Source organism: Streptomyces sp. NPDC056738, from assembly GCF_042790435.1.
GTDB lineage: Bacteria > Actinomycetota > Actinomycetes > Streptomycetales > Streptomycetaceae > Streptomyces.
Genome location: NZ_JBHTZF010000001.1, coordinates 524,391 through 543,415, shown reverse-complemented (window position 1 = coordinate 543,415; position 19,025 = coordinate 524,391). Strand labels below are relative to the sequence as shown.

Genomic DNA, 19,025 nt, shown 5'->3' with positions numbered 1-19,025 from the left:
ACGGCGACGCTCTGTCCGACCCGCCGCCGATCCGGCCCACGCCGCTCACACCGTACGGGTCCTCGGCCGTTGGGTTCAGTCGAAGAGGGCCACCAGGCCGTTGACCCAGATCGCGAGGAACGCGACGACGGCCAGCAGACATCCGGCTCCCGCCAGGAAGTCGGTGAAGGGAGTGTTCGCACTCTCGGTCTTCTTGCCGTCCGGCACGGTGTCCCATGCGACGGGATGCCCCATGGAGTCCGAGCACGCCACGCGCACCGCCTCCAACTGCCCTCGGGCGAAGGCCGTTGGGGCGAGCGACTCGGAACCGCTCCAGGCGAGCGCGCGCATGCGCCGCTCAGGGGTGTCGTACCTGGCCTCGAAGGCCGCCGTCTCGGCCGTGTCGCGATCCGACTCGAGATACATCCAGCGGCCCGCCTCCGCGGGCTCTCCGTACAACCGGTAGGTCTCGGCAAGACGGCGTCGCAGCGTCAGGTCGTTCGGGAACGACGACACGAGCCCGCGCAGGCGCTGGCGCGCGACGGGGACCCGGCCCGCGGCCAGGTCCGCGTCGACGCGCGCCAGGGTGTCTCTCAGTGACATGCACCGATGATCGACTGCCGCGTCGACCGGCGTCGACTCCTTTTGGTGACCGGCGCGGAGCGTGTGCCAGGATCGTCGTTCATGGAGATCGACATAACTCCCGCCGGCGTGGCCGACTTCCACCGGATCCTGGCCGATCACGCCCGCTACTGGGGTGAGCGGGACCTTCGCTCGCTGCATCTTCTGGCGTTGGTGCAGGAGTTCGGGACGACCTGCCTGGTCGCACGTGCCGAGGACGGGATCCGTGGCTACGTCTTCGGCTTCGTCACGCCCGACGGCACCGGTTACGCGCATCTCATCGCCACCCGGGACGACACCCGCGGCAGCGGTCTCGGGCGCCGTCTGTACGCGGCGTTCGCCGAAGCGGCCGAACTCCAGGGCGCGCGGCGGTTGAAGGCGATCACGTCGGTGGCGAACACCGGCTCGATCGCCTTCCACCGCAGCGTCGGATTCGACGTGAGCATCGCCGAGGACTACAACGGCCCGGGTCGCCCCATGGCCGTCTTCCGGCGGGATCTGCCCCTCGCGTCCTAGGAGGCCACGGTCGCCCGGTTGAACAGCCGGCCCGCGATGTCGATGCCGGTGACCGCTCCGTGGGCGTCGCGGGAGAAGTAGCCGCGCTGGCCTTCGAGGCCGCCCTCGGTGACGACGTACTCGTCGCCGTCTCCGGGGAGGAAGCCGATGACCGCGGCCGGGTGATCCGGGGGCATCTCCTCGTCGGATGCCGCGCGGATCTCCGGTTTGATCCCCACCGCCAGGGTGAGCCGGGCGCCGTCGACGGCGATGTCGAGGTTCATGGCGTCGATCTCGTAGCGGCCGACGACCTGTTGGGCCCTTCCCTCGTCGTACGGGAGCGGTCGCGCCGCCTTCTCGGTGACGCCGAGGTGGTGCTCGAGGGCCCACCGTACGACGGACTGGTTGAACGGGTGGCCGTCCGGACCGAGGTTGGCCAGCGAGACCACCGCGAAATCGCGCTCGGGCACGATGAGCAGTTCGGCGAACTGCCCGTTGCCCGAACCGCCGTGGCCGATCCCGCGGAGACCGTCGAGGTCGTGGAGGAACCAGCAGATGCCGAAGCCGTCGCCGAGGGTGCTGCCGCGGAGTTCCACCGTCCGCTCCCGCATGCGGTGCAGGTCGGCGGCGGGCAGCACACCCGCGCCGTCGCCGAGCTGGAAGCGGGCCCAGCGCAGCAGGTCGCTCACCGAGGAGGCGAGCCCGCCGCCGGGGTTGTCGCCGCGGGCGCCCTCCTTGAACGCGTTCCAGGGCCGGGCGGCGCGCAGTTCGCCGTCCTCGGCGCGGTTGTAGCCCACGGCGAACTTGCGGACCATCGCCTCGGCCAGCCCGTACACGGTGTCCGTCAGGCCCACGGGCTCCAGGACGAGCGAGGCCATGGCCTGCTCGAACGGCTGCCCCGTGACCTTCTCGACGATCCGGCCCGCCAGGTTGTAACCGGCCTGGCTGTACGAGGCCCGGGTGCCGGGCGGCGCGACCATCGGGAGGCCGGGAAGCTTCGCCACCAGGCCGGCCAGTGAGCGGTCGCCCTTGCCGTCGTCGATCAGGTTCCAGTCCAGGCCCGCGGTGTGGTTCAGCAGGTTGAGGACGGTGATCCGCGCCGCCGCCTGCTCGTCGGCGAGCCGCAGTTCGGGGATGTAGTGCCGCACCGGTGCGTCCAGGTCCACCCTTCCCTCGGCGACCAGACGCATCAGCGCGGTCGCGGTGAAGGTCTTGGAGACCGAGGCCACGGGGAACAGCGTGTTCTCGTCCACCGGCGACGGGTCCGCGAGGCTGGTCACACCGTGCGAGACGTACGTCTCCCGGCCCCCGAAGAGGACCCCGACGGCGGCACCGGGGATGCCGAGCTCCGTGGCCCGCGACGCGACGAACTCCGACAGTTTCTCCTGCGACATGTCTCCCCCTCGACTCTTGAACTAAGTACAAGCAGGAGCGTAGAAGACGACTTGAACAAAGTGCAAGGGATCCCATGAACTAAGTTCAAGTAAGGTGGCCGTCATGCCGCGAGACACGCTGACCGCAGACCGGATCGTTCGTGCCGCCATCGAGCTGCTCGACGACGAGGGGCTGGACGGCCTCAACATGCGCAGCCTCGCGCAACGGCTCGGCTCGGCCGCCACGGCTGTCTACTGGCACATCAAGAACAAGGACGACCTGGTCCGGCTCGCCAGCGACGCGGTCTGGGGCGAGGTCGAGGTGCCCGACCTGGACGCCCTGGACTGGCGTACGGCCGCGATCGCCCATGCCACGGGCGTGTACGCGATGCTGAACCGCCACCCCTGGCTCGTCCAGGCGTTCGGCAGTCATCTCCTCTACGGATCGGCCCAGGCCCGGCACAACGACTTCAGTCTGGCCGTCTACGAGAAGGCCGGCTTCGCCGCCGCGGACGCGGACCGGGCGGCCGCCGCGGCCCTCGCGTTCGTGCTCGGCAGCACCCTCGGCCCCGCCGCGCAGGTGTCGCTGAACCGCAGGCTGAACAAGAGCGGCGAGAACGCCGAGGAGTTGATGGCCGACGCCATGAGGCGCGCCACCGACACCGCCAGGCAATTCCCGCACCTACGGCAACGCCTGGACACCACGGCCGCCACGGAGTACGCCGGGGCCCCCGACCATTCCTTCACGTTCGGACTCCGGTCCCTGCTCGACGGGTTCGAGGCCCGCCTGGCGGCCGGGTCCGTGGGCGAGGCCCGCTGACCGCGTCCGGTCCTGGGGCGGGTTCGTCCTCGCCGACGCCCCCGAAGACGGTCGCCCTCACATGACGAGCGGGCGTTCCAGTCATCCGCTCCGACCTCGGGGGACTCGGCTTGGTGTTACAGCCCTCGCTTCTCGATGAGTGCTCGCTCTTCAGGGGTGGTGAGTCGGTTGAAGCAGGCCACGTCCGTGGCCATGACCGTCATGTGGCCGAGCGTGGGTGCCGCCAGATGCCGGGCGTAGAGGACCCACCCCTTCTTCTTGTACGAAGCCATGAAGTAGGTCGCGTCGCCTCCGACCGGTGCGTTCTGTGGCGGCGTGCTCTGCTTCCAGCCTCGCGCCACGAGGCCGGACAGCATGGCCTTCATCTGCCGCCGCGCGCCGGCCGGATCGGCGGGGTTCGTGGAGCGGTCGCCCTTCTCGGTGGACGACCAGGAGACCACGCAAGGGGTCAGCCGGTCGGCGAGAGCGGCGGCCTTGTCTCCCTGTTCGGCGTTGGTGGGGGTATCGGCCCCCTTGGATGCGCCCTGCCCGGCCTCCACCTTGCCGCCCGTCAGTCCGGCTGCCGCGATGGCCGCTCGGAGGTCCCTGCGAACGTCCTTCTGGCCGAAGGGCGCCGATGCGGAAGGAGCGGGGGTGGTGGTTGCCGCAGAGGCGGCAGCTCCGGCGCCTGCGCCGCATCCGGTGGCGAGAATCGCCACCACGGCGACGAGGGCCGTGTGGGCGGCGCTGATCGTGTTCGTACGCATGTGCACTTTCTCGGCGCGCGGACTGCTGGTCGCGCTGTGTTCGGCCTGGTCGGCCCGATGGGTCGGATACTGGCGCCGAATCTTCGCACGACTGCTTCTCCGCGATGGAACGGGTCCCGGTCGCCGTATCGCCGGACGAGCCCGTGGCGCGGGGCCGACGCCTCTGGGCCGACCTCCGCGAGCGTCACGCCGTGGGATCCACGTTCCAGGTCGCGGGCAGATCACCGCCGCAGAAGACACAGACGAAGTCGTCCTCGCGCACGATGTTGTGTTCCTGGCAGCCGGGACAGCGCCGGAACACCACTTCGTGGGTGAAGCCGGAAGGCCGCCCGAGTCCTAGGTCGTCCAGAGCGCGGGCGACCGCCGGCCAGGAGCTGACGTCCGGGCAGTACCCGGTGGACTGGTTGCTGACCTCGCTCACGGCCCACCCGTCAGCCTCGCGCACGAATCCGATCTCGCCGGCGCCCAGAACCCTGTCTCCGCCGGCACAGGCCACGTGCTCGCTTCGTCGCGGAGCCAGTCGCAGCGCACCGTCCATGTCGACCACGAAGGTGAAGGGTTCGGCCTGCTCCGGCCTCGGTCGCTCAGCGATCCACCTGTCGAAGTCGGCCGCCGAGCTGACGCGGAATCCGCGGCTCCCTGGCAGGACCGCGGCTTTCAGCTCGGCGGGTCCGACGTATCTGTACCACCGGCCCCGCACGCTCACGGCAGTCTCCTGAAACTCGTCATACGATCTCAGCCGTCCCGGCCCTGCCATGTGGTCACGCACGCTTCGTTGCCCTCCGCGTCGGCGAGGACCCAGAAGGCCGGGGCGCGGGTCGCGGACACCAGGTGGCCTCCGGACGCCAGCGCGTTCTCGATCCGCCGGGATGCCTCGTCGTGCGGAACGCAGACGTCGAAGTGGATGCGATTGCGCTGGGGGCGTGGCTGGTCCATCTGCTGGAACCAGATGGCCGGGCCCTGCCCGACCGGGTCCACGAGCGCGTCCTCCGGTCCCGCGGCGCCCGCCTCGTCCGTATAGCCCAGCACCGCTTTCCAGAACGGCCGGATCCCAGCGATGTCCAGCGCGTCGATCGCGATCTCCAGAACCTGGACCGATCGCTGTGCCTCCGTTCCGATCTCGGGCTCTGTCAGAAGCCCGGACCTGCCGGCGGTGGCGGAGATCTGACGCGCGAGTTCGACATCCCGGGTGGTGACCGCCGCTCGGTCCGCCGACTGCAGGGTGAAGACGACCCGATCGGGGCGCACGTCGACCTGAAGGTGCCGGTCGGCGTCGTCGCCGCACGCGCCGACGGCGTCCGCCGCCAAGCCCACCGCCTGAGCCAACGATCCGACCCGGACCGACGTGCGCAAGGTGCCCAGCAGGAAGCGCCACCCGTGGTCCTGGACCGCCGTCGATGCTTCCTGCCGACTCAATGTCTGCTCCATGGGCGCATCCTCGCAGCCGCCACTGCCAGCCGCGCCTACCGGTACACGGCGCGTCCGCCCGTTCGGTTCCCAGGGACTGTCGTCGGGGCGCTGCTCGGGACATTTGTACGGCTTCCTGTACGACACCTGTACCGCGGTATGTGTGGCTCTTGCCCCTGCACCACGCGCGTCGGCCTTCGTAGGCTTGGGGCATGTTCACAAATCACAAACCAGGAGCGGACGACGCCTGGGAAGGCACCGTCGAGGACAAGTCGCGGGGCATGCTCGACGGCGCGAACATGTACCACTTCGTCAAGGTGAGGCGTGCGGACGGCCAGTCCGTCAAGGTGCGCGTCGACCGTAGGCTGTGGAAGTCGATCGCGGTCGGCGATCGCATCGTGAAGGAGCCGGGAAGCGGCCCGGTCAAGGCGTGACCGTCAGGGTGCCGGACCGAGGATGCCACGCGATGACCCTGGCGATTCGGAGCTGTCACCATGCCCACGGGTCGTCGGCGTCGTAGAGGCGATCACTGAGGGCGAGCACTTCGGTGTCGTCGAGGTGGCGCGGTCTCCAGCCGGAGTTGGCGGCATGGGCGACGAAGCGGTCGTCGAGCGCGAGGTGGTAGGTCTCGACGTAGTAGGCGAGATGCGCGTTCCAGAACCAAGTTCCGTCGGTCCGCGTCGAGTTCTCTCCGATGTACGTCTTGTCGCCACGCAGCTCGTCGTAGGAGCCCGTGCCGCATACGGCCAACCGCGTGCCGGAACGCAGATAGGCGATCAGTTCCGCTTCGTGAGGGCGGGCTTCGGTGGCGATGTGGTCATGGATGCTCGGTGCGTCGGCCTGATCGGGCGACAGTTCGCGGTAGTCACCGAGGTATCTGGTCGAGCACCGTTCAGGGATCTGCCTGCGGCGATGTGGTGCGGTGCCCGACGGCTCGTACGGCGGATCGGGCGTTGCCATGGGGGTACGGGGTTCGGTGATGGTTCGCACGCCGAGCGCGACGGGCTCCTTGGGGCGGGGGAGTGCTTCGACAGCCAACGCGAGGAGGTCGGCCGGCGGGCCTTCCCCGGCAACCAACGCGTCCACGTAGGCCGTGGCGGAGCGGATACCGAGAGCGGAGACCCGTCGCCGGATGAGACGCAGGGCCTGGGCCCTGCCTTGAGCCTCGGCGGTCGAACGCAGCTCGTCGTGCAGCGCGTCGACCGGGCCGGGCGGTTCCCGCCCCTTCACCCGCGTCAGATAGTCGTTCTCCCAGGCTCCCGTGACCACGTCCACGACCGGGATCTGGTGCAGACCGCCATCCTGTTTGTCCACCAGATAGGGGCCGTTGCCCAGCAGTGAGCGGCGTGGGTCGCCCGTGCGGACGTAGTCCTCCGCGTCCCAGGAGACGATCCAGCCCAGGGCGTGCTCACGGACCAGGGTCACCTGCGCAGGGACGGATCGGCCGTAGGTCGCGAGCTCCTCGAGGTACGCACGCTCCAACTCCGTCTCGACTCGGGAGACGGCGGACACACGGGTGATCATCCCGACAGCATTGGGCATCCGGCCGGGACCCACCAGCGAGTTTCGGAGGGCTGGGAGCGGATGGGGCTGTCGCCGAGCAACCCATGTGCGTCGCGCAGGAACAGCGGGTGTGGCGAATCGATTTGGCATGATCTATTCGGTCGATTTGCCTGAAAGTCGCACAAGTGCGGTGCCTAGACGGCAATATGGCCTGATCTTCCCTGAACCACGCATCAGAGGCCGCGCCATGACCAGACCGCAGTCCCCGCCGGATCCCTACGCGAGGCCGCAGCGCCCGGTCCCTCGAGCCTCCGGTGACTCCCACCGGAGCGCGCTCGTCGTCGCCCTGATCGGTGCCGCGGCCACGATCGTCGCCGCTCTGATCGGCCTGTTCGTGCAACTGAGCGGCGATGTGGAGCAACGCGCCTCGGGTCCGTCGCCCGGCGGCGCGTCGTCCGTATCGGAGGCTCCCGGCACGCCCGAGACGTCCGTCGCTCCCTCGGTTCCGCCGAGCACGTCCGTGGCGTCCGGAGGGTCCGGAGCGCCCGGTGAAGCCGACGGGGCCGGGGTCGTCCCGACCCCCACCGCTCCGACGCCCGTCGGCGTGCCGGAGAAGTTCCTCGGACGCTGGCAGGGCTACGCCGAGGAGGTCGACGCCTCCAGTACCGACCACTACCGCGTCACCGTGGAGCTCGACCAGGGCACCCTGCGCGAGCGGGTCGGCAGCGTCCACTACGCGATGGAGTCCTCCGACTGCTATGGCACCGTGAGCCTGACCGCGGTCGGCGGCACGGAGCAGGTGATCCTCGGGGAGAGCATCCAGTCCGGCAACTGCGTCACGAACGGCCGCATCACCCTGACACTGCGCCCGGGCGACACGGTGGACTTCGCCTACGAGTCGACCAAGCGGGACGGCACCCGGCAGTCGGTGAAGGCGGGCCTGGAACGCGTCGCCTGACCGGCGTCGGGGACAACAGCACGAGTGCCCGGTCCGCGACGACCTCCCCAACCGTTCGAGGACAGGGTTCCGCGACTGCCTGCCTGCAGGTCTAGACACGGAGGACTCGACAGGCGCTCGCGTGCTCCGGGCGCCAAGCCCTCTACTGCTAAGGGCAGTCGAAGCGGTAGGCGAAGGGGCGCCCGGGACAGGTGTGGCACTCGAAGAGATACACGCCCCCGAGGTCGCCGAGCACCAGACCCGGTCCTTCGTACCGTACGTCGATGTCCTCGACGGGTGTCCAGGTGCGCCGGGACAGCGCGTCGCCCTCGGTGCTCTCCACGGTCAGGAGGTGTTCCATGCGCCTCCCGCAGACCGCGCAGTCCGGCCACCTCGGGTCCTGGCTCCAGCCGGGATATCCGACCAGCTTCGTGCCCGGCGCCGTGGAGAGGTGGCTCTGGTGGTCCCAGCCCGTCTCCTGGTCCAAGTCCAGGAACCTGAACTCCAGTTCGTCCCAGAGGTCGTCGTCCAGATCCCAGTGGGGATACTCCGTCACCCGCTCCGGATGCACGACGCACGGACGCGGGACGTAGTTCTCCCAGTACTCGGCCGGGCTCGGCGGCGCCGACAGCACCGCGCCGACCGCGCCGGCCTCGCGCCAGCGCACCTCAGGGACGACCCACCGGCCACCGCCGTGCTTGCGCGGGCACCACAGGACCTGGAGCAGATCGCACCCTTCGGGGAACGGGACGATGTCGGGAACAGCGGCGCGGTAGATCTGGACGACCGGCACCATCGGCGAACCCTCGTGCTCGGGACACAGCGGCCACGCCTCCTCGGCAGGCCAGAGCAGAGGGCCGCCCACCGAGCTGTCCCGGCAGGTCGGTTCACCCGCCCGCGGGTGGAGCCTCACCGTCTCTCTGCGGAGGGGTGCCAGCTCGGGAAACAGCTTCTCCACGTCCACGGGGCGCGGTGGTGTGTGACGGGCCACGACGACAGACTACGGCCCGGTTCCGTGGTGTACCGGCGCGAGCGGTGCCTGCCTGACGGGCGGAGTGCCCGGTTCTGCGGTCAGGACTTCGTGTGTGCCGGCGACGAGGCTTCCCAGGTGAAGCCGTCCGGGTCGGTGAACGCCGTCGCGGTGCCGGTGAGAGCGAGCCTGTGCGATCCGCTGCCGTCGTCGGTGACGCCGAGGTCCTTGGCCAGCCCGGCGCGCTTGTAGAGCGCCAGCTTGAACTGGTCCGGCCCGTCCGCGGTGAACTCGGCGTACTTGCCGCCGAAGCTCTTCGCGACGGTCATCCCCTGCTCGACGTAGAACCGCTTGGTCGCCTTGACGTCGGCGACGCCCAGCAGCAGCACACGCTCGTCGATGGTGCCCGTGGCCGGACCGGTGTCCTTCTTCGCCGAGGTGGCGACCTTCCAGATCGTCCCGTCCGGGGCCTGGACGACGCCTCCGTAGCCCCACAGGGACTTCGACACGGGCTTGAGCGATGTGGCGCCGGCCGCGATGGCGCCGTCGATGAGGCTCACGACGTCGGCCGGCTGGGACACGGTGAGCGCCAGCGTGAACCCGCGGAAGCCGGCCGAGGGTGCCTCGGAGGCGCGCAGGCGCAGCCCCGCGCCGAGTCCGAAGGCGCCGGCGTAGAACTGCTCGGCGGCGGTCGGGTCGTCCACTTCGAGGGTGATGGATGCGATGGAAGTCATACGGATCACGCTAGCCGCGGCCGGCCGGCGATGGCTTCTCCGATCCTGCTCGATGCCGCCCCGCTCGATGCCGTCCCGCTCGACGTGATCGGGCGCGAGGCGGTCGGCCTTGACGGGGGCCTGGCCCTGCGGCGGAGATCCGCCGGATCACGACCCGGTGATCGCCTGGCTGGCGATGAGCTGTTGGTACGGGGCGCAGCGTGCCAGGAGCGAGGGGTGGTTGCCGGTGTCGGTGACGGTTCCCTGGTCGAGCATGATCACGTGCTCGGCGTGCTGAACGGTGGTCAGCCGGTGGGCGACCACGATGACCGCGCGGGTCGTCGCCAGCTTCTCGATGACGGTCCGGAAGCGTTGTTCGTTGAGGCCGTCGAGCTGGCTGGTGGGTTCGTCGAGCAGCACGATGTCGGCGTCGGACAGCAGGGCACGGGCGAGGGCCATGCGCTGCCGCTGGCCGCCGGACAGGTCGGTCTCGCGGCCCAGCAGGGTGTCGAGTCCCTGGGGGAGGCGGGTGATGTCGTCGGCGAGTCCGACGGCGTCGAGGGCGGTGGCGAGCTCTTCGTCGGTGGCGGGGGTGGTGCGGCCGAGCTGGAGGTTCTCGCGGGCGGTGGCCTCCAGCAGGGTGAAGGCCTGGTCGACGTACGTGATACGGGTGCGCAGGGCGTCCAGCGGCCAGTGCCGCATGTCGTGACCGAGGACCGTGATGGTGCCCGAGGAGGGCCGGATGAACCGGTCGATGAGGGACAGCGTGGTGGTCTTCCCGGCCCCCGACGCGCCGACCACGGCGGTGAGCCCGGTACGGGCGGTACGGAAGGAGATGCCCTGCAGGGTGGGCCGGCCGGCTCCGGCGTGGGTGTAGGAGACGGAGTCGAAGGCGACGGCGGGTGCGTCGGGCAGCGGGGTGGGAGCGCCCCGGCCGTCCTCGGTCGTGTCGTCCTCGGGCGGTAGGAGCAGCAGGTCGTTGCAGCGGTCGCGGGCGGCGAGCCCCGACTGCAGCCGGCCGAGACCGGTGGCCAGTGTGTTGACGGACGGGATCGCCTGGAGCAGGTAGAGGAGGAACGCGGCGAACGCGGCCGCCGTGATGTCGCCCGCGGCCAGGCGGGCGCCTCCGGTGAGGATGACGGCGATCATGGCGAGCTGGTTGCCCAGGGTGAGCACGGCGGGGATCAGCGTGCCCAGCCGGGCGCCCTCCAGGGAGATGGAGCGCAGCCGTTCCGCGTCCTCGGCGAGGGCGCGGGTGGCCAGCGGTTCGGCCCGGTTGGCCTTGATCGTGGTCAGTGCCTCCAGGTTCGCGGTGAAGCGCTGGGAGATGTGTCCGACGGCGTCCTGCTGGCCGCTCACGTTGGCCCGCATGCGGCGCAGGACCAGCATCACCATCAGGGTCAGGGCGGACAGGGCGATCAGGGTGACCACGGTCAGGACCCAGTCGATCCACACCATCACGCCGAGGGTCGCGGCGATGGTGACGGTGGCGAGCGGCAACTGGCTCGCCACGTCCACGATCTGACGCAGCAACAGGGCGTCGGAGGTGATCCGGGCGGCGAGTTCGCCGGTGCCCTGGGTCCGGACGACGGGCAGCGGCAGCCGCAGCGCGTGTTCCATCAGCGTGATGCGCAGCCTGTACGCCATGCGTTCGCCGATGCGGGCGAGCAGGAAGCCGGAGCAGGCCTGGGTGAGGGCGCCGGCCGCCGCGGCGGCGCACATCAGGGCGATGTGGTCGGTGAGCGGACGGTGGCTGGAGAAGTCGGTGATGACGTCCTGGAGGAAGAGGGGGAGGGCGAGGGTGGCGGCGGTGGCGGCGAGCGCGAGGAACAGTGCGGCGGTGAGCGGGCCGGGTTCGGCGGTCAGTTCACGGCGCAGCCGCAGGGGGCCCTTCGTAGGGTGAGCGCGGGGGGCGGACTCGTCGGCCACGGGGAACCTCTCTGGTTGCGAGGGGGCGTCGCGCGGGGGCACGCACCTGGCGGGCGGAGGGAGGGGCTGCTGGGAGCTGATGGGCGACCGGCCGGGCCGCTGGTGGCGGCCCGGCCGGCTGTGCTGCGTGCGCCCCCTACAGGGCGGTGCCCGTTACACGCAGAGGATCGTGCTCACCGTGCTGGTGCCGCAGTTGAGTACGCTCAGGGAGCTGGTGCTCGCGAGGGTGTCGTCGATCGGGGTGGCCTCGGTCTCGGGCAGGTCCATCGTCTGCAGGTCGAGGATCATCATGGCTGTTCTCCTTCATTCACTGACGGGTGGATCACCCGGCCGGGTGGCCGGGAGTCTTTGGGGCGCGACTCGGCTGATCCGGTCGCGACTTGTGGTGACGTGGTCAGGGACGGCCGGCCGTGTGCCCGGCGGAGGTCTGGCGCCGGCCGGCCGCGGCCGGGGGGAGGCTCGGGCTCTCCTGGGCCGATCCGGGTCCGCCGGTCCAGGGGAGGAAGGGCGTGCCGGCCAGGGCCGTGCCCAGGGCCAGGAGCACGCCCGCGGAGCCGGTCGCCAGGTCCGCGGAGAGCCGCAGGAGTTGGTCGCCGGGGAAGGCGAGGTGACCCTGGTACGAGATCTGGTGGAGGGTCAGGAGCCTGCGGTGGCGGTCCAGCGCGGTCTGGCGATCGGCGGCCGCCTCCGCGTCGTCCGCGGTGCGCGGGCGCGGGGAGTGCCACGGGCCGGGGGCGTGCGGCTGGGGCCGGGTGAGGGCGAGGTAGCCGATGAGCCCCGCGCGGCCGTTGAACAGGCCGGGCTGGATGATGAATTCGGGTTCGGCGGCCCGGCTGATCGGCGTACGGAAACGGGCTGTCGGACTGTCGGGGTGATGGCGGAGGAGGGCTTCCAGAGCCAGTCCGATGCCGGTGCTGCCGGTCTCGATGTAGGGAAGTACCCGGTATTCGTCGAGGACTTGGACGGTGCCGTCCGCCGCGGTCACACAGCGTTCGAGGTCCAGTTCGAGCAGGGTCTGGGCCCGTTCGAGGAGAGCGTGATCGCCGGTGTGCTCGTAGAGGCGGATCAGGGCGAGGGCCGCGCCGGACGCCCCGTTCATCAGGCCGGCCTTGCGGCGCCCGCTCGACGGCCCCTCCTTCTCCAGCTCGTCGGCCGCGGTCTGCGCGTGCGTGAGGGCGCTGTCCAGCAGCCGGTCGTCGCCGGTGGCCGAGGCGAAGTGCGACAGGGTCAGGGCGATGCCTGCGCGGCCCGACGACAGGTCGGGGCCCGGAGCACTGTCCGGAGGGGTGTGGCTGAGCCGCTCCAGCAGGTCGAGCGCGGCGTCCCGTTCGCCGAGGAGGTCGAGGGTGTGGGCGACGCCGTGTCCGCCGGTGTAGAGACCCGGCAGTGCCGGGCGGGTGCGGGCGGCCTCGATGAGCCACTGGACGTGTTCGGCGTCGGTTCCGGCGCCCGTGGCGTGGAGGGCGTACAGGACGCCGGCCGCTCCATGGGCCAGGCCCAGGCTGCCCTGGGTGAACTGGGCGATGTCGCCCGGGAAGAGCCGGTCGCCGCGGTGGGGGGTGGCCATGGCCCGGATGCCGGCGGCGAGTGAGTCCCGGATGGCCGGCCAGTCGGCCCGCGGCCCGCTGAGCAGGGCTTGGGTCTCGGCCCTGCGCAGGCCCAGCTCGGGCCTGGGGGTCCGGCCGTCCTCGGGGGAGGGGGCGAGCATGCGGCGGATCTCGTCGGTGTATCCGGGCGGTACGGGGAACCGGCGCTCGATGACATCGGCGAGCTCGGTGCTCTTGCCCGCGTCCAGGGTGGGCAGTTGGGCGAGCGGGAGGAACAACCAGAGCCGGATCGCGGCCAGTCCGTACAGGTCGATCTCCGGGCCCGTGTATCCCCGCGGAGCGGTGAAGCCCGCGGCTCCCAGGGCCGGCCGCACGAACGCGTCTACGGCGCTGGCGAGTTCGAAGTCGATGAAGCAGATGTCGCCACCCGGCCGGATGATCAGGTTGCGGGGATGGAGGTCTCCGAACACGACCCCGCGGTCGTGCATGCCCTTCAGGATGTGCTCGATCCGGTCCACGATCGCGATCGCCTCGCGGGTGTACTCGGCGACCGTGGTGTCGTCGGCGTCCGGATGGATGAGCGGATACTTCGCGGTCAGCCACTCGCTCAGTGACTGCCCCTGGACGAACTCCTGCACCAGGAAACGGTGTTCCCACACGGTCAGCAGCTCGTGCATGGCGGGGACTCCGGGCAGTCCCGCCAGACGGACCATCATGTCGTGTTCCTGTTGCAACCGGGTGACGGCGTCGACGCCGCGCTGGTCGAGGCCCGCGTGCGGCCGGGCCTCCTTCAGCACCACTTGAGGGCTGTCCGGGTCCTTCCGGCCGAGGTAGACGCCACCGGCGTTGGAGAAGTGGAGGACCCGCTCGACGCTGTAGGGCAGGGCGGGTGCCTGCGGGGCGTTGCGTTCGGCGATGGCCTCTTCCACGAAGTCCGGCACGGGCGCCCAGTCGGGCACCGAGAAGCCGGCGCCGCGGACGTCGGGGACCAGTCGGCCGTCCGGGTCTTCGAGCGCCAGCACCCGCTGACCGGCGTCGTTGTGGCAGTGGCGCTCGGCGAATCCCCCGTAGCGCAGATACAGCGGTCCCTCGCCCCAGCGCAGATCGCTGAGGATGTACGGGCCCCGGCGGCCCGCGAGCAGCGGTCCGAGTCCCTCGAGGCAGCGCCGCAGCTCGGCGTCGCCCACCGGGTAGAGCGTGCAGAACTTCCCGCTCGAACCGCGGGGCGAGTACTTCGAGTTCTGCATCTGCAGGATGGGCAGGCCGCGCAGGAACTTGAACGTGATGTGCTCACGCAGGCAGTAGTCGTAGACCGCTTCCAGTACCGCCTCGGCGTCCTCGGCGCACGAGGACACGTGGATCTTCCAGCCCTGTGAGGGCAGTTGGACGTCCTGGGGGCGTACCACCGCCCAGATCTCCAGGTCGCCGAGCTCCCAGCCCGCGGGCAGCGGCCGGGTGACGGCCGCGAACTCCTCCTGAGCGCCCCAGCGTCGGGGCGAGTCGTAGAAGATCGGGTCTGCGTAGGCGTAGGCCTCGTAGCGGTTGTCCATCGGACTTCTCCTCAGGGCAGGGACGTGTGCAGGCGGTCGGGCCCAGGGGGAGCTGGGATCCGACGGGCCTGGCGAGCGGAGAGGAAGCGGCGAGCAGCGGGGAGCAAGGAGCAAGCAGCGGGGATCGAAGCGCGAGGAACGAGAAGCGGGGAGCGGGGAGCGGGGAGGTGCGCCGGCCCGGGGAGCGGGAGCGGGCTGCGCGGCTTCGGTGCCGGCCGGATCCCTCGGGAGGTCCCCGGCCACTCGAAGTATTGGGAAAGCGATAGTTCGACCACAACGGCGCGAAAGAAGTCTTTTCCGAAGATATTCGCCCCCGGCGTGATGATGAGACCGCAGATCGTCGACAGCGCCGAGGCGTACACCGGATCACCGGCCGTGCCCGGTGCGCCGCGCCGCCGCGCGCCCGGCCAGGTGCGGCGCGGCCCCTCCGGGTTTGTGAACAGGGTGTTTCGCGGGGGCGGGCCGGATCGGCCGTGTCGCGCAATTGGGCCCTGAAGGCATGGTTAAAACGGCATATGCCGGGTGCGGGGCGAGTCGGAGTATGACCCGGGCTTGCCGACGGCTTCGTGATGATGGATTAGTCGTACCGGCAAGAGCGGTGAACATCCGCCCCCACACATCGGTCCGACTCCGCCGCGAGCCCGGGTTCGGAGCCGCCGTACGGTGCGGGGGACATCGCCCGTACACCTGTGCGCTACTATTTGTTCAGAGCCGGTCGGAGGAAGTCGCTCTGATTGGTGATGCGTTGGTGGTCCAAGGAAAGACGCCCCGCTTCCTGCGGGGAAATGCAGGTGCAAGGCCTGCCCGGCGCTCTGACGAAACCCTGTCCCGCGATGTGCGGGACAGGGTTTCTTGTTGTCCGGGGCAGCCGAATCCCCGCGGCGGGCCCCGGCATCGGGGCCCGAGCCGATGAGGTCAGCCGGCAGCACCCGCCACGGAGATGGCGAGCAGTGCGGCGTGTGCGGCGGCGCACAGTGCGTCGTCCTCAGGGACGGAACGCCAGGTGCCGTGCCGCACGGGGCGTACGTCGGCGTCGAGGAACGCCCTCAGGACCGGCCGCGCGGGAGCGGCGTCCGCGCCCATCCGCGCCAGCAGCTCCACCGTGTCGATGACGGCCGGATAGGCGCCACCCTCCTCGGCGAACGGGGCGATCGCCGAGACGAGGGCCGGGACCACCTCGTCGGTCCGCCCGGTGATCCGCCACAGCGCCTCGCCGACGCGCAAAGGCAGCCAGCCGTGCGGATGACGGGGCAGCAGTTCGCGCAGCCGCCCGACGTACGGCGCTGCCGCCGGACCCAGTTCGCCCAGCAGCACGGCGGCGCCCTCCTGGCCGTAGCGCCCCTCCAGCTCGGGAAGGAGCAGCGTGAGCGCGGGCTCGCGGTCGCCGGTCAGTCGTCCGTAGGCGACCGCGAGACTGCGCGGTGCGAACGACTGGTTCGGGGGCGGGGCTTCGAGCAAGGCGCGCAGCCGCTCACGCGGGACGGCCCGCGCCGCGGCCGGCCCGATCGCCGCGAGGGCGTCCAGCGCCCAGACCACGGCATCGGTGTCCAGGAGGGCGAGCAGCTCCGGGATCGCGGGGGCGGAGGCGTCACCCCACGCGGTCAGCAACTGGCAGAGCGCCCGGCGTTCGTCGAGGCCGGCGGAGGTGGCGAGACGGGCCCGCAGCGGGGGCAGCAGCACCTCGGCGTGGGCGCCGAGATCCGCGGCGACGTCGTTCAGGCTCAGCTCGTACGTCCACCAGCCGTCGGCGTGGGACGAGTGGAGGGCGAAGCCGGGGTCCGCGTCGGCCAGGCGGCGCGCCAGGGGCGGGACGCAGCGCGGATCGCCGAGCCGCGACAGTGCCCAGAGCGCGTGGGCCCGGACCCGCGGATCCGCCTCGTCGGCCTCCGTGCTCATGGCCGCCAGGGCGTCCGCCCAGGGGTGGGCCGCGTGCCCGCACATCCCGAGGACCCGGGTGGCGAAGAGCCGGTTGTCGGCTTCGGGATCGCCGAGCGAACGAGCCACGTCCGGCAGCAGGTCGGCGACCGCGGACCGTCGGCGGCTGAGCGCCTGGGCGGCGACCCGCAGGGCTCCCGCGCGTACGGTGGGGTCCCGGTGTCCGAGCAGCTCGCGGGTCGCGCCGGCCACGGCGTCCGGGGCGTCTCCGAGGAGGCCGACCGCCCAGACGACGGTCCCCGTGGTGATGCCTTCCGGACGCCATGTGTGCGGTTCGCTGCCGGACAGCACGTCGGACACGGCCCGCACGCCGTCGACGGCGTCCTGCCCCGGCAGCGCGCGACGCAAGGCCTGCGCGGCGGTCAGTCGTACGGAGGGCACGGCGTCGTTCATCTCGGCGCGCAGCCAGTCGAGGGAGGCGCCGCGCTGCTCACGCGCGTGGGCGGTCAGCGCGCCGACCGAATCGACGAGCTGGAGCCGGGTCCGTGGCGCGGTCTCGACGTCCCAGCGGGCCCGCAGTGCGGCGATGACCTCGTCGGCCCGGCCGTGGGCCTCGGCCAGACAGTGCGCGACCGCCGTACGGTGCTCCGCCACGGGGGCGTCGAGGAGGGGCAGCAGGTCCGGGACCGCCAGGTTCCAGGCGTCGGCCCAGCCGCGGGTGACGAAGCGGGGCTGTGCGGTGTTTCCCGAGTGCGCCAGAGACCGTACGAGGTAAAGGAGTTCGCCCCTGACCTCCGCTGCCACGGCAGGGTCCGCGGCGGCCGCGATGACGTGGGGCAGGGCTGGGGGCGCAGAGGAATAGACTCCACCGCCCTGATGGTGGACGTGCGTCAGCAGGTCCTCGGCCGCGTCGGCGGCCTTCTCCGGGTGCCGGAGGTTCCGCAGCATGGCGGGTACGTCGTCGGCGGTTCCGTAGGCGTGCTTGAGGGCCGCCCAGTCCACGGCTTCGATCGACGTGGACGCAACGCTCAAGTCCCGCTCGCCCAACCTTCGTTCGTTCAAGTCCCGTTCGTTCGTGTCTGGCTCGCCCGAGGACCGCCTGCTCAAGTCCCGTCCGTCCGAGTTTCGTTCGTGCGCGTTCGGCTCGCCCGGGGTCCGCCTGCTCAAGTCCCGCTCGCCCGAGTTTCGTTCGCTCATATCCGGGCCGCCTCCACCTGCTCCGAGACCGGGAAGACGTCGTCGCAGTCCGGGCAGGTGGCCCGGCCGAAGAGGTGCAGGAGTCCGCGTTCGATGTCCGCGTGGCCAGCCTGTGCCGCCGTACGGTGCAGCCGCGCGGGCAGGGGAGCGAGGTCGGCCGGGTCGGCGGGCAGCAAGGGCGCCGTGGGCGGGTCGGTCGTCACGTAGTCGCCGGCGGAGGCGAACGTCCCGCGGTCGCCGAAGGCGATGAACAGCTCAGAAGCGCACTTCGGGCACTCGATCTCGTACTCCTGCTGGTACAGGCCTTCCAGCAGCCCGGCGCTCCAGACGCGTTCCCCCTCGAAGGCCAGGACGCACTGGAGAAGGTCCACGAACACCACGGCGTCCTCGCCTGCCGCGTCGAGCAGGCGGCCGGCCACGGGGAGGAGGACGGCGAGTTCTCCGGCGTAACGCGCGCTGTGCTCTTCGTCGGCCGCCGACGCGATGAGGCCCGCCAGTTCGACGGCTTCGTGCGGTTCGCCCGGGGCGCGGCCGTCCGCGGCGGCGGCCAGGTAGGGGAGGGCCAGGAAGCTGTCGCTGTAGACGCTGCCCTGATGGCAGAGGTCGTCCCACAGGTCGATCCAGACCTGTCCGTCGTCCTCACCGCCCAGACGGGCGAAGGCGGCGGCCAGGTCGTCGGAAGGTCTCGCGGTCATGTCACCGGATCATTCCAGGGACGCGTCCGCATCCGAGTACGGGGTGGCGGGGCCCGGCCCCGAACGGACACGGGCGCGGCCGGACCTGGCGAAACCATCCTTCGGCGAACGGTCCGCGTGGAAGCCGTTCTCACGCGTCACGACGTGACAATCTGCCACTCGGTGATCACTTCGTGTTCCGAAAGGGGCTGTCATGTCAACCATCCCGAAGGACCTCAAGTACACGGACGACCACGAGTGGGCGCGCTTCGAAGCCGACGGGACGGTGACGGTCGGCATCACCGACCACGCGCAGAAGCAGCTCGGCGATGTCGTGTTCGTGGATCTGCCCATGCTGGGCAAGAAGGTCGACGCCGGTGAACCCGTCGGCACCATCGAGTCGGTCAAGGCCGCCACGGAGATCTTCGCTCCGGTCGGCGGCGAGATGACCGCGGCGAACAACGACGTCCTCGAGCAGCCCGAGGAAGTCAACGACGACCCCTACGGCTGCTGGCTGTTCAAGATCAAGCCGGGAGAGGGCGACTCCGCAGGGAACCTGCTTTCAGCCGCCGAGTACGCGGAGTTGATCGGCGACTGACGGTCCCGATCGCTTCGGTGGTACGCCCGGGGCCCGGCAGATGCCGGGCCCCGAGTGGCGCGCTGAGCCGCCGGTCGCGCGCCCGCCCAGT

18 protein-coding genes are annotated in these 19,025 nt (G+C 70.8%); 5 read left to right on the top strand and 13 right to left on the bottom strand.

Features of this window, described 5'->3' with window-relative positions; genetic code table 11:
• Nucleotides 1–75: 75 nt before the first annotated feature.
• Nucleotides 76–582, bottom strand: coding sequence for a DUF6584 family protein (locus ACFRIC_RS02210; RefSeq protein ID WP_382778570.1), 507 nt, complete (start codon nt 580–582; stop codon nt 76–78).
• An 81-nt stretch (nt 583–663) separates the two neighbouring features.
• Between ACFRIC_RS02210 and ACFRIC_RS02205 the strand changes: the two genes are divergently transcribed.
• On the top strand, nt 664–1,116 hold the full coding sequence (locus ACFRIC_RS02205) for a GNAT family N-acetyltransferase (protein ID WP_382778569.1): 453 nt from the start codon (nt 664–666) through the stop codon (nt 1,114–1,116).
• On the opposite strand, the gene ACFRIC_RS02200 is transcribed toward ACFRIC_RS02205, so the two are convergent.
• Nucleotides 1,113–2,489: a serine hydrolase domain-containing protein gene (locus ACFRIC_RS02200; protein ID WP_382778568.1), complete on the bottom strand. Its 1,377-nt coding sequence runs from the start codon at nt 2,487–2,489 to the stop codon at nt 1,113–1,115. The genes ACFRIC_RS02205 and ACFRIC_RS02200 overlap by 4 nt on opposite strands.
• Nucleotides 2,490–2,592: 103 nt before the next feature.
• Between ACFRIC_RS02200 and ACFRIC_RS02195 the strand changes: the two genes are divergently transcribed.
• Nucleotides 2,593–3,288, top strand: coding sequence for a TetR/AcrR family transcriptional regulator (locus ACFRIC_RS02195; protein WP_382778567.1), 696 nt, complete (start codon nt 2,593–2,595; stop codon nt 3,286–3,288).
• 116 nt (nt 3,289–3,404) lie between these two features.
• On the opposite strand, the gene ACFRIC_RS02190 is transcribed toward ACFRIC_RS02195, so the two are convergent.
• The 3 genes from ACFRIC_RS02190 to ACFRIC_RS02180 form a co-directional block, all read right to left on the bottom strand.
• The gene (locus tag ACFRIC_RS02190; RefSeq protein ID WP_382778566.1) at nt 3,405–4,034 is read right to left on the bottom strand and encodes a hypothetical protein; all 630 of its coding nucleotides are present in this window, start codon (nt 4,032–4,034) and stop codon (nt 3,405–3,407) included.
• A gap of 184 nt (nt 4,035–4,218) precedes the next feature.
• The gene (locus tag ACFRIC_RS02185; RefSeq protein WP_382778565.1) at nt 4,219–4,740 is read right to left on the bottom strand and encodes a hypothetical protein; all 522 of its coding nucleotides are present in this window, start codon (nt 4,738–4,740) and stop codon (nt 4,219–4,221) included.
• 29 nt (nt 4,741–4,769) lie between these two features.
• Nucleotides 4,770–5,462, bottom strand: a complete 693-nt coding sequence (locus ACFRIC_RS02180; RefSeq protein ID WP_382778564.1) for a VOC family protein — start codon at nt 5,460–5,462, stop codon at nt 4,770–4,772.
• Nucleotides 5,463–5,653: 191 nt separating this feature from the next.
• Between ACFRIC_RS02180 and ACFRIC_RS02175 the strand changes: the two genes are divergently transcribed.
• Nucleotides 5,654–5,875 (top strand): hypothetical protein, encoded by a 222-nt coding sequence (locus tag ACFRIC_RS02175; RefSeq protein ID WP_382778563.1) that lies wholly within the window; start codon nt 5,654–5,656, stop codon nt 5,873–5,875.
• Between the two features lie 55 nt (nt 5,876–5,930).
• On the opposite strand, the gene ACFRIC_RS02170 is transcribed toward ACFRIC_RS02175, so the two are convergent.
• Entirely contained in the window at nt 5,931–6,965 is a 1,035-nt protein-coding gene (locus ACFRIC_RS02170; RefSeq protein ID WP_382778562.1) for a YrhB domain-containing protein, read from the bottom strand.
• Nucleotides 6,966–7,191: 226 nt separating this feature from the next.
• On the opposite strand from ACFRIC_RS02170, the gene ACFRIC_RS02165 reads away from it, so the two are divergent.
• Nucleotides 7,192–7,902, top strand: a complete 711-nt coding sequence (locus ACFRIC_RS02165; protein ID WP_382778561.1) for a hypothetical protein — start codon at nt 7,192–7,194, stop codon at nt 7,900–7,902.
• A 148-nt stretch (nt 7,903–8,050) separates the two neighbouring features.
• Here the strand turns inward: ACFRIC_RS02165 and ACFRIC_RS02160 are convergent, their stop codons facing one another.
• The 7 genes from ACFRIC_RS02160 to ACFRIC_RS02130 all read right to left on the bottom strand — a co-directional run bounded on the left by ACFRIC_RS02160 (nt 8,051) and on the right by ACFRIC_RS02130 (nt 18,357).
• The gene (locus ACFRIC_RS02160) at nt 8,051–8,872 is read right to left on the bottom strand and encodes a DUF1963 domain-containing protein (RefSeq protein ID WP_382778560.1); all 822 of its coding nucleotides are present in this window, start codon (nt 8,870–8,872) and stop codon (nt 8,051–8,053) included.
• An 80-nt stretch (nt 8,873–8,952) separates the two neighbouring features.
• The gene (locus ACFRIC_RS02155; RefSeq protein WP_382778559.1) at nt 8,953–9,585 is read right to left on the bottom strand and encodes a glyoxalase; all 633 of its coding nucleotides are present in this window, start codon (nt 9,583–9,585) and stop codon (nt 8,953–8,955) included.
• Nucleotides 9,586–9,732: 147 nt separating this feature from the next.
• On the bottom strand, nt 9,733–11,493 hold the full coding sequence (locus tag ACFRIC_RS02150) for an ABC transporter ATP-binding protein (protein WP_382778558.1): 1,761 nt from the start codon (nt 11,491–11,493) through the stop codon (nt 9,733–9,735).
• Nucleotides 11,494–11,646: 153 nt separating this feature from the next.
• Entirely contained in the window at nt 11,647–11,784 is a 138-nt protein-coding gene (locus tag ACFRIC_RS02145) for a SapB/AmfS family lanthipeptide (protein WP_107065889.1), read from the bottom strand.
• Between the two features lie 103 nt (nt 11,785–11,887).
• Nucleotides 11,888–14,590, bottom strand: a complete 2,703-nt coding sequence (gene lanKC, locus ACFRIC_RS02140) for a class III lanthionine synthetase LanKC (RefSeq protein ID WP_382778557.1) — start codon at nt 14,588–14,590, stop codon at nt 11,888–11,890.
• 915 nt (nt 14,591–15,505) lie between these two features.
• Nucleotides 15,506–17,497 (bottom strand): HEAT repeat domain-containing protein, encoded by a 1,992-nt coding sequence (locus tag ACFRIC_RS02135; protein WP_382778556.1) that lies wholly within the window; start codon nt 17,495–17,497, stop codon nt 15,506–15,508.
• Nucleotides 17,498–17,658: 161 nt separating this feature from the next.
• Nucleotides 17,659–18,357: a hypothetical protein gene (locus ACFRIC_RS02130; protein ID WP_382778555.1), complete on the bottom strand. Its 699-nt coding sequence runs from the start codon at nt 18,355–18,357 to the stop codon at nt 17,659–17,661.
• 193 nt (nt 18,358–18,550) lie between these two features.
• On the opposite strand from ACFRIC_RS02130, the gene gcvH reads away from it, so the two are divergent.
• A complete protein-coding gene (gcvH, locus tag ACFRIC_RS02125) occupies nt 18,551–18,934 on the top strand; it encodes a glycine cleavage system protein GcvH (protein ID WP_382778554.1) in 384 nt (127 codons plus the stop codon).
• The last annotated feature ends 91 nt before the right edge of the window (nt 18,935–19,025 follow it).

Coding starts and splice junctions, on each gene's coding strand:
- ACFRIC_RS02210 (WP_382778570.1), bottom strand. CDS start 582: ATGTCACTGAGAGACACCCTGGCGCGCGTCGACGCGGACCTGGCCGCG.
- ACFRIC_RS02205 (WP_382778569.1), top strand. CDS start 664: ATGGAGATCGACATAACTCCCGCCGGCGTGGCCGACTTCCACCGGATC.
- ACFRIC_RS02200 (WP_382778568.1), bottom strand. CDS start 2,489: ATGTCGCAGGAGAAACTGTCGGAGTTCGTCGCGTCGCGGGCCACGGAG.
- ACFRIC_RS02195 (WP_382778567.1), top strand. CDS start 2,593: ATGCCGCGAGACACGCTGACCGCAGACCGGATCGTTCGTGCCGCCATC.
- ACFRIC_RS02190 (WP_382778566.1), bottom strand. CDS start 4,034: ATGCGTACGAACACGATCAGCGCCGCCCACACGGCCCTCGTCGCCGTG.
- ACFRIC_RS02180 (WP_382778564.1), bottom strand. CDS start 5,462: ATGGAGCAGACATTGAGTCGGCAGGAAGCATCGACGGCGGTCCAGGAC.
- ACFRIC_RS02175 (WP_382778563.1), top strand. CDS start 5,654: ATGTTCACAAATCACAAACCAGGAGCGGACGACGCCTGGGAAGGCACC.
- ACFRIC_RS02170 (WP_382778562.1), bottom strand. CDS start 6,965: ATGATCACCCGTGTGTCCGCCGTCTCCCGAGTCGAGACGGAGTTGGAG.
- ACFRIC_RS02165 (WP_382778561.1), top strand. CDS start 7,192: ATGACCAGACCGCAGTCCCCGCCGGATCCCTACGCGAGGCCGCAGCGC.
- ACFRIC_RS02155 (WP_382778559.1), bottom strand. CDS start 9,585: ATGACTTCCATCGCATCCATCACCCTCGAAGTGGACGACCCGACCGCC.
- ACFRIC_RS02145 (WP_107065889.1), bottom strand. CDS start 11,784: ATGATGATCCTCGACCTGCAGACGATGGACCTGCCCGAGACCGAGGCC.
- lanKC (WP_382778557.1), bottom strand. CDS start 14,590: ATGGACAACCGCTACGAGGCCTACGCCTACGCAGACCCGATCTTCTAC.
- ACFRIC_RS02130 (WP_382778555.1), bottom strand. CDS start 18,357: ATGACCGCGAGACCTTCCGACGACCTGGCCGCCGCCTTCGCCCGTCTG.
- gcvH (WP_382778554.1), top strand. CDS start 18,551: ATGTCAACCATCCCGAAGGACCTCAAGTACACGGACGACCACGAGTGG.